This window comes from Rhodococcus aerolatus (genome assembly GCF_054783215.1).
In genome coordinates this window covers 1-16,908 of sequence record NZ_BAAGQZ010000023.1, presented here as the reverse complement: position 1 = coordinate 16,908, position 16,908 = coordinate 1, and the positions used below count along the sequence as shown (strand labels likewise).

Genomic DNA, 16,908 nt, shown 5'->3' with positions numbered 1-16,908 from the left:
CCCTCCCGCTCCACCCCCGCCGCGGCGGCCGGACGCTCCCCGAGCGCTCCCGGTCGCCGCGGCGGCGGTCGTGGGGCCGCCCGGGCCGCGGCCCCCGACGGCGGCGGGGTGTCGCGCACCGTGCTGCCCGGCGGGCTGCGCGTGGTCACGGAGCACGTCGAGGGCATGCGCTCGGCGTCGGTCGGGGTGTGGGTCGGCGTCGGCTCGCGCGACGAGCAGCCCAGCGTGGCCGGCGCGGCGCACTACCTTGAGCACCTGCTGTTCAAGGGCACCCCCACCCGCACCGCGCTGGACCTCGCGCAGGCGGCCGACGCGGTGGGCGGCGAGCTCAACGCGTTCACCGCGAAGGAGCACACCTGCTTCTACGCCCACGTCCTCGACGAGGACACCCCGCTGGCCGTCGACCTCGTGACCGACGTGGTGCTGCGCGGCGTCTGCTCGGCCGCGGACGTGGAGATCGAGCGCGACGTGGTGCTCGAGGAGATCGCCATGCGCGACGACGACCCCGAGGACCTGGCGGGCGAGGCGTTCAGCGAGGCCGTGTTCGGCGACCACCCGCTGGGCCGGCCCATCATCGGCTCGGTCGAGTCCGTCGAGGCGATGACCCGCACCCAGCTGCACTCCTTCCACCGCCGCCGCTACACCCCCGACCGGATGGTCGTCGCGGCCGCGGGCAACATCACCCACGCCGAGGTCGTCGAGCTGGTGCGCGCCGGGCTCGGCCCGTCGGGTGCGGGTGCGGCGGACAGGCTGCCCCGCCCGGCCCGGCACGGCTCGGCCCGGCTGCGCGGCCGGCCCCGCCTGGTGCTCACCGAGCGCGACGGCGAGCAGGCCCACGTGGTGCTCGGGGTGCGCTCGCTGCCGCGGCACGACCCGCGGCGCTGGGCGCTGTCGGTGCTCAACGCCGCCGTCGGCGGGGGCATGAGCTCGCGGCTGTTCCAGCGGGTCCGCGAGGAGCGGGGCCTGGCGTACTCGGTGTACTCGGCGACGGACACCTACTCCGACGCCGGGGCGTTCTCCGTCTACGCGGGCTGCCAGCCCGAGAACCTCGCCGAGGTGGTCGACCTGTCGCTGCAGGTGCTGGCCGAGGTCGCGCAGGACGGCATCACCGACGCCGAGCTGGTGCGGGCCCAGGGCCAGCTGCGCGGCGGCCTGGTGCTGGGCTCGGAGGACACCGCGTCGCGGATGAGCCGCATCGGCCGCGGCGAGCTCAACCACGGGGCCCACCTCGACCTGGCCGAGGTGCTCGACCGGATCGCCGCGGTGACGCCCGAGCAGGTCCGCGAGGTCGCGGCGGCGGTGCTGCGGGCACCCATGGGGGCCTCGGTGGCCGGTCCGTACCCTCGCGTCCGGGACCTGCCGCCCCGGCTGCGCGCGCTGGCGCAGCCGTGACCGGCGCGGCGGGCCCGGCGAGCACGGAGGCAGCAGGGATGAGCAGGGACGAGGCCGACGCCGCGGGGTCGCTCCGCGTGGGCGTCCTCGGGGCGCGCGGCAGGGTCGGCAGCGAGGTGTGCGCGGCCGTCGAGGCGGCCGGGGACCTCGAGCTGGTGGCCGCGGTCGACGCCGGGGACCCGTTCTCCGCGCTGACCGACGCCCGCACCGAGGTGGTGGTCGACTTCACCCACCCCGACGTGGTGATGGACAACCTCGCGGCTTGCGTCGACGCGGGCATCCACGCCGTCGTCGGCACCACCGGGTTCACCGCGGAGCGGCTCGACGCCGTGCGGGCGCAGCTGGCCGAGCACCCGGGGGTGGGCGTGCTGGTCGCGCCGAACTTCGCCATCGGTGCGGTGCTGAGCATGCGGTTCGCCGCGCAGGCGGCCCGGTTCTACGACTCCGTGGAGGTCGTCGAGCTGCACCACCCGCAGAAGGCCGACGCCCCGTCCGGCACCGCCGCGCGCACCGCCGAGCTCGTCGCCCGGGCCCGCCGCGACGCCGGGCTGGGGCCGGTGCCCGACGCGACGTCGACCGGGCTGCCCGGTGCGCGCGGCGCCGACGTCGACGGGGTGCGGGTGCACTCGGTCCGGCTGGCCGGGCTCGTCGCGCACCAGGAGGTGCTGCTGGGCACGGCGGGGGAGACGCTGACGATCCGCCACGACTCGATGGACCGCACCTCGTTCGTGCCCGGGGTGCTGCTCGGGGTGCGCCAGGTCGGCGCCCGCCCCGGTCTCACCGTGGGCCTGGAACACCTGCTGGATCTGTGACCGGGAGGCTGCCGTGGTGAAGGGCCAGCGCCTGGCCGTGCTGATGACCGTGCTGCTCGTCGGCTACCTGGTGCTCGCCGGCCAGCGCGGCCTGGCGCTCATCGGCACCGGCACGGGGGTGGGCATCGGGCTCGGGGCCGCGGTGCTGGTGCTGCCGCTGCTGGGGGCGTGGATGGTGGTGGCCACCTACCGGCAGGGCGCGCGCAACCAGCACCTGGCCCGCCGGCTGCACGACGAGGGCGGCCTGCCCGACACCTCCGGGCTCCAGCGGCGCCCCTCGGGCCGCATCGTCCGGGAGTCGGCCGACGCGTACTTCGCCGAGCGCCTCGTCGAGTGGGAGGCCGCGCCGGACGACTGGCGCACCACCTACCGGCTGGCGGTGGCCTACGACGCGGCGGGGGACCGCAGCCGCGCGCGGGAGACCATGCGCCGGGCGGTGGACCTCGAGGCCGCCGAGCGGGCCGGCTCGTGACGAGCACGCGGCGGGCCCGCGTGAGCAGCACGGTGCGGGCCGGGTCGTGAGCACGCTGCTGGTGGTGCACCACACGCCGTCCCCGGCCACCCGGGAGCTGCTGGAGGCCGTGCTGGCCGGCGCCCGCGACCCCGAGGTCACCGGGGTCGAGGTCCGGGTGGTGCCGGCGCTGTCGGCGAGCGTGAGCGACGTGCTCGGCGCGGAAGGGTACCTGCTGGGCACCCCGGCGAACTTCGGCTACATGTCGGGGGCGCTGAAGCACTTCTTCGACACCACCTACTACCCGTGCCTCGACGCGGTGCGGGGGCGACCGGTGGGGTGTGGGTGCACGGCGGGTCGGACACCACCGGGGCGGTGCGGGCCGTCGCCGCGATGACCACCGGGTGGGCGCTGGCCGAGGTCGCGCCGACCCTTGAGCTCGCCGGGGCGCCCGACCGGGCCGCCCGGGAGGCATGCACCGAGCTCGGCGGCACGGTCGCCGCCACCCTGTCCCTCGGCGACTGACCTCCGGGGCGGGTACGCCCGCGCCCTCAGCGCCAGGGCAGGGGGACGGGACCGGTGTGGCGGCGCTCGCGCAGCACCCGGGCACCGAGGGTGGAGCTGCGGACCGCGCCGTCGGCGACCCAGCCGTGGCGCGGCAGGAACGCCTGCGAGGCGGTGTCGTGCTCGGCGACCCAGGCCGTCCCCGTCCCTGCTAGGCCGGCCGCGAGGCGCTCGGCCACCACCCCCAGCAGCCGGCCGCCGTGCCCGCGCCGGCCCCACCGCGGGGCCACGAGCAGGGTGGCCAGCTCGTCGCCGGCGGCGGCGGCGAACCCGACGACCTCGGGCCCCTCGGTGGCGACGAGGACGTGCGCGTCGCCGTCACCGGTCACCGCGGCCCGCCAGCGCTGGGCGACCCCGTCGTCGGTGAGGTCGGCCAGGGCGTCCGGCGGCAGGAACTCGGCCCACGGACCGCGCCACACCGCGAGCTGCACCGCGGCGATGGCGGCGGCGTCCGACGGTGCCGCGTCCCGCACCCCCGCCTCGGCCACCCGCCCACGGTAGAGCCCGCGCCGCCACGGGTGGGCGTGGTGACGGGCCCGCGTGGCACGGTGACGGCGTGAGCCCCCGCCGGATGTCCGCCGACGTCGCCCGCCGGACCGCCCTGGCCGCGCAGGGCTTCGCGGACCGCCCCGTGACCGGCCCGGTCACCCGGGCCCACCTGCGCCGCGTCCTGACGCGCACCCAGCTGCTGCAGCTCGACTCCGTGTCCGTCGCGGTCCGCGCGCACTACGTGCCGGTGTTCTCCCGGCTGGGGGCCTACCCCCGCGAGCTGCTCGACGACGTCGCCTGGCGGGGCGGGGTCCGCGGCAGCCACGGCCTGGTGGAGTACTGGGCGCACGAGGCGGCCCTGGTGCCGGCCGCGACGTGGCCGCTGCTGCGGTGGCGGATGCGGGACAACGAGGCGGCCGACTCACCGCGGTACCGCGCGGTGGCGGCGCGCAGCCCGGGGCTGACGGCGGACGTGCTGGCCGCGGTGGCGGCGATCGGGCCCGCCCCGGCCGGGCGGATCGAGGCCGAGCTCGGGGCGGGTGGGCGCACCGGCCGGGGGCCGTGGTGGGACCGCTCGGACACCAAGGTGGTGTGCGAGTGGCTGTTCGCCGCCGGCCGGCTCACCACGGGCACGCGGGTGGGGTTCGCGCGGCACTACGACCTGCCGGAGCGGGTGCTCCCGGCCGAGCTGCTCGCACAGGACCCGCCGGTCGACGAGGCGGTGCGGGCGCTCGTGGAGAAGGCCGCGGTGGCGCTCGGCGTGGCCACCGAGCCGGACCTGCGCGACTACTTCCGGCTGCCCCCGGGGCGCAGCCGGGCCGCGGTGGCGGAGCTGGTCGCCGCCGGGGTGCTGGAGCCGGTCGAGGTGCTCGGCTGGGGCGCCCCCGCGTACCGCCACCACGCCGCGCGGACGCCCCGCGAGGTCACCGGCGCCACCCTGCTGTGCCCGTTCGACCCGCTGGTGTTCTTCCGACCGCGCGCCGAGCGGGTGTTCGGCTTCCGCTACCGCCTGGAGATCTACACCCCCGCACCGCAGCGGGTGCACGGCTACTACGTCTACCCGTTCCTGCTCGACGGCCGCCTCGTCGGCCGCGTCGACCTCAAGGCCGACCGGGAGGCCGGGACGCTGCACGCGCTGGCCACCCATGCCGAGGACGGGGTGTCCCGGCCCCGGGTGGGGGCGGCCCTGGCCGGGGCCCTGGCCGACGCCGCCGGGTGGCTGGGCCTGGACCGGGTGGTGGTGGCCCCGCGCGGGGACCTCGCCCCCGACCTCGCCCGCGCCGTGTGACGCGGGCGGGGGTCGGGGGCCGCTCAGCCGGTCCGGGTCAGGCAGCGCCGTGCACGACGACGTCGCCGGAGCCCGTCCGCACCCGCAGCACCACCGGCTCGACCTCGGACTCGGGGGGTGCGTCGAGCACCTCGAGGTCGCTGCGGGCCTGCCCGGCCGTGCGGACGTCGAGCTCGGCGAGGACCCCGCGGCCGACGCCGAGGCGCACGTCCCCGGAGCCGGTGACCACCTCCACCCCGCCCGCGAGGGCGTCGACGGTGACGTCGCCGGAGCCGGTGCGCAGCTTGGCCGGGCCCTCGAGGCTCGCGGCCCGCAGCGCGCCCGAGCCGGTGCGGACGTCGGTGCGGCCACCGACGGCGGCGAGCTCGACCCGCCCGGACCCGCTGCCGACGTCGACCGAGCCCGCCCGCCCGGTGACGATCACGCCCGCCGAGCTGGCCCGCACGCGCAGCGTGCTGCCCGCGGGCGCGCGGACCACCACCTCGACCGGGACCGAGCGCAACGGGCCGGACTGCGGGGTGCGTACGACGAGGCGGTGACGGTGGGGCGCCCAGGCCACCTCGGTGCTGCGCAGCGCCTCGGCGCCGGCCGCGTCCTCCGCGCCGTCGCCGCCGTCGGGACCACCGGGGTCGCCGACCTGGCCGAGCGCGGCGAGCATCCCGCCGAGGCGCTGCTGCCAGCCGCCGGGGCGCCCGGCGGTCAGCGTGACCTCCACCTGCTCGAGGCCGTCGGCCAGCTCGACGCGGACCTCGCCGGCGCCGACCACCAGGTCGAGCTCGGGGGTGCCGTCGCCGACGGGGGTGAACTGCTCGGCGCGGCTGGGGGCGCTCATCCCTGCACCCAGCCGCGCAGCGTGCCGCCGCCGGTGCCGCCGCGGCCCGGGTCGTCGGCGCGGTGCTCCCCGCCGGGCTCCGCCGGGGGTGCGGCGCGGCGGGACGGGTCGTGCGAGGCCAGGGCGCCCTGGACGGCCTGCGACAGCCAGGAGTTCAGCGACACCCCCTGGGTGGTGGCGGCCTGCTCGGCCTTGGCCTTGAGCTGCTCGAACATCCGCAGCGTGACCCGGCTGACGTCGCCGCCGAGGTCCTCCGGCCGGGGCGCGGCGGTGGGGGCGGGGCGCTCGGCGGCGTCGTCCCGCTCGCCGGGGCCGGCCCCGGTGACGACGACGCGCACCTCGCGGCCGTCGAGGCGCACCTCGACGACGCGGTCGGACAGCGTCGCGGTCACCTCGGCGGCCAGGTCGGAGAGCGCGGCCATGAGGGTGAGCCGAGCCGCGGGCTCCACGGCCGCGGCGAGCGCGGCGGCGGTGCGGCGGGTGTCGGTGTCGCCGAGCGCGGCGGTGGCGACGAGGTCGTCCCGCAGCGCTGCGGTGTAGCTGGTGAGGTCCATGACGCCAGCGTGACGTCACCGGTGACGCCAGTCAAGCGCAGTGGTGGCGTCACCCTGGTGTCACCGGGCGCCGGTCAGTGGGGCCGGGTGTCGGATAGTGTCGGGTCGTGTTCGCCGACGAGCGCCGCCAGGCCATCCTGGCCGAGGTCCGCCGCTCCGGGGCGGTCTCGATCAAGGACCTCGCCCGGCTGCTGGACGCCACCGAGGTGACCGTCCGCCGCGACCTGGTGCGCCTCGACGCGCAGGGCCTGCTCGACCGCCGCCACGGCGGGGCCGTCACGCCGGGGTCGCTGACGCGCGAGCCGACCCACCGGCAGAAGGCCGTCGAGGCCGCCGCCGAGAAGGCGGCCATCGGCGCGCTGGCCGCGACCCTGGTGCGCCCCGGTGACGCGGTCGCGATCGGCCCGGGGACCACGACCGCGGCCCTGGCCCGGGCCCTGGTGGGGGTGGCCGACCTGACGGTGGTGACGAGCTCGTTGCTGGTGGCGACGGCCCTGGCCGAGGCACCGGGGGTCGAGGTGGTGCTCACGGGGGGCACGCTGCGGGGCGCCGTCCTGGCCCTCGTCGGCAGTGACGCCGAGCGGTCGCTGGAGGGGGTGCGCACCGACCGGGTGCTGCTGTCCGGCAACGGGCTCACCGCCGCGCGCGGGCTCTCCACGCCCACCGTCGTGGTGGCCGGGGTGGACCGCGCACTGGTGGCCACGGCCGGGGAGGTCGTCGTGCTGGCCGACAGCTCCAAGGTCGGGCGGGAGACGATGGTCCGGACCGTGCCGGCCACCGCGATCGACGTGCTCGTCACCGACCCGGGTGCCGATGCCGACGAGCTGGCCGGGCTCGCCGACGCCGGGGTCGACGTGCGCGTCGCCGGACCCGCACCGGACGCCATCGGTGTCGGTGTGGGTGTCGAGAATTGACACCTCCTGTCGTCCCGTGTTCAGTCCTCCCGTGACCAGCGCCGCGGACGACCTTGAGGACGGCACCGCGGGCCCGGCGGAGGTGACCCTGCGACGGCTCGCCGACGGCCGGGAGATCCGCTACTTCGACGCCCCGGGCACGGCCGCGGCCCGCGACGCCGTCGACCGGCGCGACCTGCCGCGGACCACCACCAGCTCGACCCTGCGGTACGACGCCCTGCTGGGGGAGTGGGTCGTGGTGGCGTCGCACCGCCAGTCCCGCACGTTCCTGCCCCCCGCCGACGCCTGCCCGCTGTGCCCGTCGACCCCGGGGCGCGCCACCGAGGTGCCCGAGCCGGCGTACCAGGTGGTGTCGCTGGAGAACCGCTTCCCGTCGCTGTCCGGGGCGGGGGACGAGCCGGGTGCGGGGGGACCCGGGCACGCGCCCGGCGCCCCGCTGGCCGTCGTCGCCCCCGGCTCCGGGCGGTGCGAGGTCCTCTGCTTCACCGACCGGCACGACCTGACCTTCGCCGAGCTCGACCCCGCCCGGGCCCGGCTGGTGGTCGAGGCGTGGGCCCACCGCACCACCGAGCTCTCCGCCCTGCCCGGGGTGGCGCAGGTGTTCTGCTTCGAGAACCACGGCGAGGAGATCGGGGTGACGCTGTCGCACCCGCACGGGCAGGTCTACGCCTACCCGTTCCTCACCCCCCGGGTCGCGACCGTCCTCGGCCGGGTCGCCGCCCACCGGGAGGCCCACGGCCGCAACCTGTTCGCCGACGTGCTGGCCGCCGAGCGCGACGGGCCCCGCGTGGTGGCGGCCAACGAGCACTGGACGGCCTTCGTCCCCGCCGCCGCGCGCTGGCCCCACGAGGTGCAGCTGTTCTGCCACCGGCAGGTGCCCGACGTGCCCGCGCTGACCGCGGCCGAGCGCGACGCCTTCGTCGAGGTCTACCTCGGCGTGCTGCGCCGCTTCGCCCACCGGTTCGCCGAGCCCATGAACTACATCGCGGCGTGGAACCAGGGGCCCACCGGCGCCGGCCGCGACGACTGGTGGCTGCACCTGCAGCTGTTCTCGTTCCGCCGCGCGGAGCACAAGCTCAAGTACCTGGCCGGCTCCGAGTCCGGCATGGGGGTGTTCGTCAACGACACCACCGCGGAGGACGTCGCCGCGGCGCTGCGCGCGGTGGTGCTGCCGTGACCGCGCCCGAGCCCGCCGAGCACGCCGCGGCCACGGCGCGCACCTTCACCGACGCCTTCGGCCGCGAGCCCGAGGGGGTGTGGGCCGCCCCCGGCCGCGTCACCGTCATCGGCGAGCACACCGACTACACCGACGGCTACGTGCTGCCGGTCGCCCTGCCGCACCGCACCTGCGCCGCGGTGGCGCGCCGCGACGACGACGTCGTCGAGCTCGTCTCCGCCCAGCACCCCGGGCAGGTGGTCTCGACCACGCTCGACGCGATCGGCCCGGGCGCCCCCGCCGGCTGGGCGGGGTACGCGGCCGGGGTGCTGTGGGCGCTGCGGCGCGGCACCGGCGCCACCCCCGGCCACGAGACCGGCGGGGTTTGCATCGCCGTGGACGGCCGCGTCCCCATCGGCGCGGGCCTGTCCTCCTCGGCCGCGCTGGAGTGCGCCGTGGCCCTGGCCGTCCGCGACCTGGCCGGGCTGCCGCTGGGCCGCACCGAGCTCGTCGACGCCGCCCGCGCCGCGGAGAACGACGTCGTCGGGGCACCCACCGGGATGATGGACCAGTCCGCGGCCCTGCTCTGCGAGGCCGGGCACGCGCTGTTCCTCGACACCCGCGACCGCAGCACCACCCAGGTGCCGCTCGACCTGGCCGCCGCCGGGCTGACGCTGCTCGTCCTCGACACCGGCGCCGCCCACCAGCTCACCGACGGCCAGTACGGCGACCGCCGCGGCGAGCTGGCCCGGGCGACGGAGGCCCTCGGCGTCCGGGCGCTGCGCGACGTCCCCGGGGTCGACGCGCTGGCCGACCTGCTCGCCCGCGACCCGGTGCTCGGGCGGCGGGCCCGCCACGTCGTCACCGAGAACGCCCGCGTGCTGGCCGTGGTCGACGTGCTGCGCTCCGGGCGTGACCCGCGCCTGGTCGGGCCCACCCTCACCGCGGGGCACGCCTCGCTGCGCGACGACCTCGAGATCTCGACCCCGGCCCTGGACACCGTCGTCGACGCGGCCGTCGCGGCGGGCGCGCACGGGGCGCGGATGGTCGGCGGCGGCTTCGGCGGCAGCGCGGTCGCCCTCGTCGAGACCGCGGCCGTGCGGCGGGTCACCGGGGCCGTGGCCGCCGCCGCCCGGGCCGCGGGCCACGAGGTGCCCCGGGCCTTCCTGGCCGTGCCGTCCGACGGCGCCCGGCGGGTGGCCTGACGCGCGGCCGGCGCGGGGGCGGGCACTACCCTGGGCCCGCGCTCCCGACCCACCCGACGCCCGTTCAGGAGGACCCCGTGGCCACCACCCGGCGGGTACGGCTCGTGGCCCGCACGGAGTTCGTGGCACCCCCCGACGTCGCGTGGGACACCGACGCCGACGGTGGGCAGGCCCTCGCCGAGTTCGCCGGACGGGCCTGCTACCAGAGCTGGGACAAGCCCAAGCCCGCCACCGCCACCAACGCCGGGTTCCTCGCCCACCTGCTCGAGGTCGGCCACCTCTCGGTGCTCGAGCACGCGACGGCGACCTTCTACCTGACCGGGGTCTCCCGGGCCGCGGTGCACGAGCTGGCGCGCCACCGGCACCTCTCGATCTCCCAGCTCTCCCCGCGGGTGCAGCCGAGCGACTCCGCGCCCGTCGTCCCGCCCGGCGTCCTGGGCGACCCCGAGCTCGAGGCGCTGTTCGACCGCGCCACCACCGCCGCCCACGCCGCGCACGACGAGCTGCTCGCCGCGCTCGAGGCCCGCACCGCCGGGGCCCCCGGGGCCACGCTGCGCCGCCGGCAGGCCCGCCAGGCCGCGCGCGCCGTCCTCCCGCTGGCCACCGAGGCCCGCGCGGTGGTCACCGGCAACTACCGGGCCTGGCGCCACGTCGTCGGGATGCGCGCCACCGACCACGCCGACGTGGAGCTGCGCGAGCTGGCCGTCGACGTGCTCCTCGCGCTGCAGGACGCCGCGCCCCACGTCTTCGCCGACTTCGACGTGGCCACGCTGCCCGACGGCACGCGCATCGCCTCCTCGCCGTACGTGACCGACTCCTGAGCCCCTAGCCTGGGCGGGTGGACACCCCCTACGAGGACCTGCTCGCCGACGTCATGGCGACCGGCGCCCGCAAGGGCGACCGCACCGGCACCGGGACCCGCAGCGTGTTCGGCCGCCAGCTGCGCTTCGACCTGTCCGCGGGCTTCCCGCTGGTCACGACGAAGAAGGTGCACCTGCCGTCGGTGGTGCACGAGCTGCTGTGGTTCCTGCGAGGCGACTCCAACATCGCCTACCTGCGGGAGAACGGGGTCCGCATCTGGGACGAGTGGGCCGACGCCGACGGCGAGCTCGGCCCCGTCTACGGGGTGCAGTGGCGCAGCTGGCCGACCCCCGACGGCGGGCACGTCGACCAGATCACCCGGCTCGTCGAGGGCATCCGCGCCAACCCCGACTCCCGGCGCCACCTGGTCTCGGCGTGGAACGTCGGGGAGATCGAGGACATGGCCCTGCCGCCGTGCCACGCGCTGTTCCAGTTCTACGTGGCCCCGGCCACCGCCGACTCCCCGGCCCGGCTGTCCTGCCAGCTCTACCAGCGCAGCGCCGACCTCTTCCTCGGCGTGCCGTTCAACATCGCCAGCTACGCGCTGCTGACCCACCTCGTCGCGGCGCAGACCGACCTCGCGGTGGGTGACTTCGTCTGGACCGGCGGGGACTGCCACGTCTACGACAACCACGTCGAGCAGGTCCGTGAGCAGCTCACCCGCACCCCGTACGCCCCGCCGACCCTCGAGCTGGCCCGGCGACCCGACTCGATCTTCGACTACCGGTTCGACGACGTCGTGGTCCGCGACTACCAGCACCACCCGGCGATCCGTGGCCGCGTCGCCGTCTGAGCCGGACGGCCCCACCCGCGTCGGGCTGGTCTGGGCGCAGGCCCGGGGCGGGGTCATCGGCGCCGGCGGCGGGCTGCCCTGGGACCTGCCCGAGGACCTCGCCCACTTCGCCGCGACCACCCGCGGTCGGCCGGTCGTCATGGGCCGGCGCACCTGGGACTCGCTGCCCGCGCGGGTGCGCCCGCTGCCGGGCCGGGCCAACGTGGTGCTCAGCCGCGACGCCGGCCTCGACGCCCCCGGGGCGCTCGTCGTGCCCACGCTGGACGACGCGCTGCGTGCCGCCGGGCCGGGCCGGTGCTGGGTGATCGGCGGGGCCAGCGTGTACGCCGAGGCCGAGCCGCGGGCGGACCTCGCCGTGGTCACCGAGATCGACCTCGACGTGGCCGGGGACACCTGGGCGCCCGGCCTCGCCGCGGGGTGGACGGGGGACGACCCGGCGTGGGCGCTCTCGCGCACCGGGCTGCGCTACCGGGTCCGCACGCTGCACCGTCACGCGCCCCGCACGAGGCCCACCGCACCGTAGGGTCGCCCCGGTGACCACCGCCCGGGACGAACGCGCCCAGCTGTCCGACCTGCTCGACGAGGTGGGTCCCGACGCCCCCACCCTCTGCGGGGAGTGGGACGCCCGCCAGCTCGCCGCGCACCTCGTGCTGCGCGAGCGCCGGCTCGACGCCGCGCCCGGCATCCTCCTCGGCCCGCTGTCCGGCTACACCGGGAAGGTGCAGCGCGGCATCGCCGCCCAGGACTGGCGGACGCTGGTCGGGCAGGTGCGTGGCGGACCCCCCGTGTGGTCGCCCTTCAAGGTCCTCGACCGGTTCGCGAGCAGCCACGAGTTCCTCGTCCACCACGAGGACGTCCGCCGCGCCCGTCCCGGCTGGGAGCCCCGCGCGCTGCCGGCGAGCACCCAGGACGAGGCGTGGCGGCTGGTCAAGGGCGTGGCCCGCCTCGGCTACCGCGCCAGCCCCGTCGGGGTGGCGCTGCGCCGCGCCGGCAGCGGCGCGACGATGACGCCCCGGTCCGGGCCCCGCACCGTCACCCTCGTCGGCGAGCCCGTCGAGCTGCTGCTGCACGCCTTCGGCCGCGACGCGGTGCGCGTCGACATGCAGGGGGACGACGCCGACGTCGCCGCCGTGGCGGGGCTGCAGCGCGGGTTCTAGGCCCGCGCGGGCCGGGCTCGGGGACCGGGGCCGTCGGCGGGACCGGGTAGCGTCACCGGTCATGTCCACCGCCGCACCCACCGCCTCGGCCGGGCGGCCCCTCGGTCGCGTCCTGACCGCGATGGTGACCCCGTTCGACGACCGCGGTGGCCTCGACGTCGACGCCGGGGTCTCGCTCGCCGCGCGCCTGGTCGACGAGGGCTCCGACGGCCTCGTCCTCGCCGGCACCACCGGCGAGTCCCCGACCACCACCGAGGCCGAGCAGACCACCCTGCTGCGCGCCGTGCTCGACGCCGTCGGCGACCGCGCCACCGTCGTGGCCGGGGCGGGCAGCAACAGCACCGCGCACTCCGTGGCGCTGGCCCGCGCGGCCGCGCAGGCCGGGGCGCACGGCCTGCTGGTGGTCACGCCCTACTACTCCAAGCCGTCCCAGACGGGGCTGCTCGCCCACTTCACCGCCGTCGCCGACGCGACGGACCTGCCCGTGATGCTCTACGACATCCCGCCCCGCTCCGTGGTGCCGATCGAGGGGGACACCCTCCGACGGCTCGCCGAGCACCCGCGGATCGTCGCCGTGAAAGACGCCAAGGGGGACCTCCCACTGTCCAGCCAGGTCATGACCGACACCGGGCTCGCCTACTACTCCGGCGACGACCCGCTCAACCTCCCGTGGCTCTCCGTGGGGGCGGTCGGCTTCGTCAGCGTCGTCTCCCACGTCGCCTCGGCCCAGCTGCGCGCCATGCTCGACGCCTTCGAGGCGGGCGACCACGCCGAGGCGCTGCGGATCCACCTGCGCCTCATGCCGGTGGCGCGGGCCTGCGCCCGCCTCGGCGGGGTCAGCTTCAGCAAGGCGGCGCTGCGCCGGGTCGGCGTCGAGGTCGGGGACCCGCGCCTCCCGCAGGTGCCCGCCGACGACGCGGCCCTCGTCGAGCTCGACCGCGACCTCGCCGCGTCCGGGCTGCTCGCCGGGGCGCACGCGTGAGCCGCGGCGGACGCGGCGGCCGGGGCCGCGGCGGCGGCCAGAACGGTGGCGGCCAGAACGGCGGCGGCCAGAACGGCGGCGGCCAGAACGGTGGTGGCCGGGCGCCCGCGGCGTCCGGGGCCTTCGACCCCACCGACCGGCTCGGGCCCCCGCCCAAGGCGCCGCGGAACGGCCTGCGGGTCATCGCCCTGGGCGGGATCGGCGAGATCGGCCGGAACATGACCGTCTTCGAGCACGCGGGCAAGCTGCTCGTCGTCGACTGCGGGGTGCTGTTCCCCGAGGACCAGCAGCCCGGGGTCGACCTGATCCTCCCGGACTTCGGCCCGATCGCCGACCGGATCGACGACGTGCAGGCGATCGTGCTCACCCACGGCCACGAGGACCACATCGGCGCGGTGCCGTTCCTGCTGCGGCTGCGCCCGGAGATCCCCGTCGTGGGCTCCCGGTTCACCCTCGCCCTGCTCTCGGCCAAGTGCCAGGAGCACCGCCTCAAGCCCAAGCTGGTCGAGGTCCGCGAGGGCGAGACCACCAGCCACGGCCCGTTCGACACCGAGTTCTTCGCCGTCAACCACTCGATCCCCGACGCGCTGGCCGTGGCCATCCGCACCCCCGCGGGGGTCGTGCTGCACACCGGGGACATCAAGCTCGACCAGCTGCCGCTCGACGGTCGCCTGACCGACCTGGCCGGCTTCTCCCGGCTCGGCGACGAGGGCGTCGACCTGTTCCTCGTCGACTCCACCAACGCCGAGGTGCCCGGCTTCGTCACCCCCGAGCGCGAGATCGGCGGTGTCCTCGACACCGTCATCGGCAAGGCCAACCAGCGGGTCATCGTGGCCTCGTTCGCCAGCCACGTGCACCGCATCCAGCAGGTGCTCGACGTCGCCCACCGCTACGGCCGCCGGGTGGCCTTCGTCGGTCGGTCCATGGTCCGCAACATGGGCATCGCCGAGCAGCTGGGCGTGCTCAAGGTGCCCACCGGTCTGGTCGTCGACCTCGACACCGCCACCTCGCTGCCCGACGACAAGCTCGTGCTCATCTCCACCGGCAGCCAGGGCGAGCCGCTGTCCGCGCTGAGCCGGATGGCGCGCGGCGAGCACCGCCAGATCAACATCCGCGCCAACGACCTGGTCGTGCTGGCGTCCTCGCTGATCCCCGGCAACGAGAACTCCGTGTTCGCCGTGGTCAACGGCCTGGCCAAGCGGGGCGCGAAGGTCGTCACCCAGCAGAACGCCAAGGTCCACGTCTCCGGGCACGCCTCCGCCGGCGAGCTGCTCTACCTCTACAACGCGGTGCGGCCGACCAACGTCATGCCCGTGCACGGCGAGTGGCGTCACCTGCGGGCCAACGCCGCGCTGGCCACGGCCACCGGGGTGCCCCCGGAGCGCGTGGTGCTCGCCGAGGACGGCGTGGTCGTCGACATGGTCGACGGGCTCGCCGAGGTCGTCGGCCAGGTGCCGGTGGGCTACGTCTACGTCGACGGCCTCTCGGTCGGCGACGTGGGGGAGTCGACCCTGTCGGACCGCCTCGTGCTCGGGGAGGGCGGCTTCATCTCCATCTCGGTGGCGATCAACGCGGCCAGCGGCCGCGCCGTCAGCCGGCCCGAGGTCTCCGGGCGTGGGTTCTCCGACGACCCGAAGGCGCTCGAGGCGTGCGTCGAGCTCGTCGAGTCGGAGCTCGCGCGCCAGGAGGCGGAGGGCGTCACCGACACCCACCGCATCGCCCAGGCCGTGCGCCGCGTCGTCGGGCGCTGGGTGGGCGACACCTACCGCCGCCGGCCGATGATCGTGCCGACGGTGATCGCGGTGGGCTCCCCGCCGCAGTGAGCGGGCTGCTCGAACGGCTGCTGGGGCTCTCCGGCCCGGTCGTCTACCTCCTCGTCGGCCTCGTCGTCTTCATCGAGGACGCGCTCTTCGTGGGCTTCGTCGTCCCCGGCGAGACCGCGGCCGTGCTCGGCGGCGTCCTCGCCTACCGGGAGCAGGCCGACCTCGTCGTCATGGCCGTGGTCGTCGTCGCCGCGGCGGTCGTGGGCGACACGGTCGGCTACGAGGTGGGCCGCCACCTCGGCACCCGCGTGCTCGCCACGGGGGTCGTGCGCCGCCGGCAGCGCCAGGTCGACCGGGCGCAGGACTTCCTGCGCCGCCGGGGCGGGTCCGCGGTCTTCCTCGGCCGCTTCGTCGCCTTCTTCCGGGCCGTGATGCCCGCGCTCGCCGGCACGTCCCGCATGCCCTACCTGCGGTTCCTGTCCTGGAACGCGGTCGGCGGGCTGGTGTGGGGCATCGGCTTCGTGCTCCTCGGCTACCTGGCCGGCAACTCCTACGCCACCGTGGAGAAGACGGTCGGGCGGGGCGCGGCGGTGGTCGTGGCCGTGGTGGTGCTCGTCGCGGTCGTGGTGTGGCGGGTGCGCACGCACCGCCGCGAGCAGGCCTGAGCCCGGCCCGGTCGGTCCCCGGCCGGTGTTGCGGGCGGGACTGACGGGACGGCTGCGACTAGCGTGACGCCCATGGCAGGCACGGCGGGCACCCGCGGCAGCACCCCTCCGCGCGCCCGGCGCAGCCCCGGCGGCTCCGACACCGGGAGGTCCCGCACCGCGGCGTCCGGCACCCGGGGGTCGGGCACGCGGGGCCGGTCCGCCACCCCGCGCACCGCCACCACCACCCGGGCGCCGGCCCGCCCGCGCCGAACCGCCCGCACGGTCTCCACCCCGCAGGGCCCCGGCCCGGCGGGTCTCGCCGCCGGCGCCGTCGCCGGGGCCGTCGCCCGCGGGGTCGGGGCCGGGGTGCGCGCCGTGGGCCGGACCCGGGAGATCGAGCCGGGCCACCGCCGGGACGGGCTCGCCCTGGTGCTGCTCGCCGCCGGCGTCCTCCTCGGCGCCGGGGTGTGGGCTGGGGCCGGCGGTCCGGTCGGTGCCGCGCTCGACACCGGCGTGCGCGCCGTCGTCGGCTCCGGGGCCCTCGCGCTGCCGGTGCTGCTCGCCGGCACCGCGGTCGCGCTCATGCGCAGCGAGCCGCACCCCGACGCCCGCCCGCGCCTGGTGCTGGGCAGCACCCTGCTCGTCGCCGGGGTGCTGGGCCTGGTCCACCTCGCCGCCGGCTCGCCGGGCACCTCCACGGAGTGGTCCCGGGCCGGGGGAGCGGTGGGCTGGGTGCTGGGCACCCCGCTGAGCAGCGCCGTCACCGTGGCCCTCGCGGCCCCGCTGCTGCTGCTGGTGGCCGTCTACGGCGTCCTCGTCCTGTCCGGCACCACCATCCGCGAGGTGCCCGCCACCATCGCCGGGCTGCTCGGGTGGCGCCGGGACGGCGCCGACGAGCTCGCCGACGGCGCGCAGCGGCCGGACGACGACTGGTCGCGCCCGCTCGACGAGGCCCCCACCACGGTGCTGGACGCCGCCGAGGCCCCCGCCCCGCTGCGCCGCCCGTCGCGGCGCCGGCAGGCCCGCACGGCGACCGACGTCGCCGCGG

18 protein-coding genes and 1 pseudogene are annotated in these 16,908 nt (G+C 77.2%); 16 read left to right on the top strand and 3 right to left on the bottom strand.

The window, feature by feature from the left end; all coding sequences use genetic code 11:
• Positions 1-108: 108 nt before the first annotated feature.
• The 4 genes and pseudogenes from ACYVOF_RS09505 to ACYVOF_RS09490 all read left to right on the top strand — a co-directional run bounded on the left by ACYVOF_RS09505 (position 109) and on the right by ACYVOF_RS09490 (position 3,180).
• On the top strand, positions 109-1,392 hold the full coding sequence (locus ACYVOF_RS09505) for a M16 family metallopeptidase (RefSeq protein WP_460865905.1): 1,284 nt from the start codon (positions 109-111) through the stop codon (positions 1,390-1,392).
• A gap of 38 nt (positions 1,393-1,430) precedes the next feature.
• On the top strand, positions 1,431-2,204 hold the full coding sequence (gene dapB / locus ACYVOF_RS09500; protein WP_460865903.1) for a 4-hydroxy-tetrahydrodipicolinate reductase: 774 nt from the start codon (positions 1,431-1,433) through the stop codon (positions 2,202-2,204).
• A gap of 43 nt (positions 2,205-2,247) precedes the next feature.
• Entirely contained in the window at positions 2,248-2,676 is a 429-nt protein-coding gene (locus ACYVOF_RS09495) for a hypothetical protein (protein ID WP_460865928.1), read from the top strand.
• 46 nt (positions 2,677-2,722) lie between these two features.
• Positions 2,723-3,180, top strand: a pseudogene (locus ACYVOF_RS09490) (flavodoxin family protein).
• Positions 3,181-3,206: 26 nt separating this feature from the next.
• On the opposite strand, the gene ACYVOF_RS09485 reads toward ACYVOF_RS09490, so the two are convergent.
• Complete coding sequence (locus ACYVOF_RS09485) at positions 3,207-3,707, bottom strand: GNAT family N-acetyltransferase (RefSeq protein WP_460865900.1); 501 nt, start codon at positions 3,705-3,707, stop codon at positions 3,207-3,209.
• Between the two features lie 83 nt (positions 3,708-3,790).
• On the opposite strand from ACYVOF_RS09485, the gene ACYVOF_RS09480 reads away from it, so the two are divergent.
• Positions 3,791-4,996, top strand: coding sequence for a winged helix-turn-helix domain-containing protein (locus tag ACYVOF_RS09480; protein WP_460865926.1), 1,206 nt, complete (start codon positions 3,791-3,793; stop codon positions 4,994-4,996).
• Positions 4,997-5,033: 37 nt separating this feature from the next.
• Here the strand turns inward: ACYVOF_RS09480 and ACYVOF_RS09475 are convergent, their stop codons facing one another.
• A complete protein-coding gene (locus tag ACYVOF_RS09475) occupies positions 5,034-5,828 on the bottom strand; it encodes a DUF4097 family beta strand repeat-containing protein (RefSeq protein WP_460865898.1) in 795 nt (264 codons plus the stop codon).
• Positions 5,825-6,382, bottom strand: a complete 558-nt coding sequence (locus ACYVOF_RS09470) for a toxin-antitoxin system HicB family antitoxin (protein WP_460865896.1) — start codon at positions 6,380-6,382, stop codon at positions 5,825-5,827. The genes ACYVOF_RS09475 and ACYVOF_RS09470 overlap by 4 nt, the downstream gene beginning before the upstream one ends.
• Positions 6,383-6,489: 107 nt before the next feature.
• Here ACYVOF_RS09470 and ACYVOF_RS09465 point away from each other — a divergent pair, with 107 nt between their 5' ends.
• The 11 genes from ACYVOF_RS09465 to ACYVOF_RS09415 all read left to right on the top strand — a co-directional run.
• On the top strand, positions 6,490-7,296 hold the full coding sequence (locus tag ACYVOF_RS09465) for a DeoR/GlpR family DNA-binding transcription regulator (protein WP_460865894.1): 807 nt from the start codon (positions 6,490-6,492) through the stop codon (positions 7,294-7,296).
• A gap of 82 nt (positions 7,297-7,378) precedes the next feature.
• Positions 7,379-8,473 (top strand): galactose-1-phosphate uridylyltransferase, encoded by a 1,095-nt coding sequence (galT, locus tag ACYVOF_RS09460; RefSeq protein WP_460865925.1) that lies wholly within the window; start codon positions 7,379-7,381, stop codon positions 8,471-8,473.
• Positions 8,470-9,657 (top strand): galactokinase, encoded by a 1,188-nt coding sequence (gene galK / locus ACYVOF_RS09455; protein WP_460865892.1) that lies wholly within the window; start codon positions 8,470-8,472, stop codon positions 9,655-9,657. Before galT ends, galK begins: the two co-directional genes overlap by 4 nt.
• Before the next feature lie 77 nt (positions 9,658-9,734).
• The gene (gene thyX, locus ACYVOF_RS09450) at positions 9,735-10,478 is read left to right on the top strand and encodes an FAD-dependent thymidylate synthase (RefSeq protein ID WP_460865890.1); all 744 of its coding nucleotides are present in this window, start codon (positions 9,735-9,737) and stop codon (positions 10,476-10,478) included.
• Between the two features lie 53 nt (positions 10,479-10,531).
• Positions 10,532-11,311, top strand: a complete 780-nt coding sequence (locus ACYVOF_RS09445; protein WP_460865923.1) for a thymidylate synthase — start codon at positions 10,532-10,534, stop codon at positions 11,309-11,311.
• Positions 11,292-11,834: a dihydrofolate reductase gene (locus ACYVOF_RS09440; RefSeq protein WP_460865888.1), complete on the top strand. Its 543-nt coding sequence runs from the start codon at positions 11,292-11,294 to the stop codon at positions 11,832-11,834. Before ACYVOF_RS09445 ends, ACYVOF_RS09440 begins: the two co-directional genes overlap by 20 nt.
• A 10-nt stretch (positions 11,835-11,844) precedes the next feature.
• Complete coding sequence (locus ACYVOF_RS09435; protein WP_460865886.1) at positions 11,845-12,468, top strand: TIGR03085 family metal-binding protein; 624 nt, start codon at positions 11,845-11,847, stop codon at positions 12,466-12,468.
• 61 nt (positions 12,469-12,529) lie between these two features.
• A complete protein-coding gene (dapA, locus tag ACYVOF_RS09430) occupies positions 12,530-13,450 on the top strand; it encodes a 4-hydroxy-tetrahydrodipicolinate synthase (RefSeq protein WP_460865885.1) in 921 nt (306 codons plus the stop codon).
• Entirely contained in the window at positions 13,447-15,273 is a 1,827-nt protein-coding gene (locus ACYVOF_RS09425) for a ribonuclease J (protein ID WP_460865884.1), read from the top strand. Before dapA ends, ACYVOF_RS09425 begins: the two co-directional genes overlap by 4 nt.
• Positions 15,270-15,878, top strand: coding sequence for a DedA family protein (locus tag ACYVOF_RS09420; RefSeq protein ID WP_460865882.1), 609 nt, complete (start codon positions 15,270-15,272; stop codon positions 15,876-15,878). The genes ACYVOF_RS09425 and ACYVOF_RS09420 overlap by 4 nt, the downstream gene beginning before the upstream one ends.
• Before the next feature lie 72 nt (positions 15,879-15,950).
• On the top strand, positions 15,951-16,908 hold a 958-nt coding region (locus ACYVOF_RS09415; protein WP_460865880.1), incomplete at its 3' end, for a DNA translocase FtsK 4TM domain-containing protein.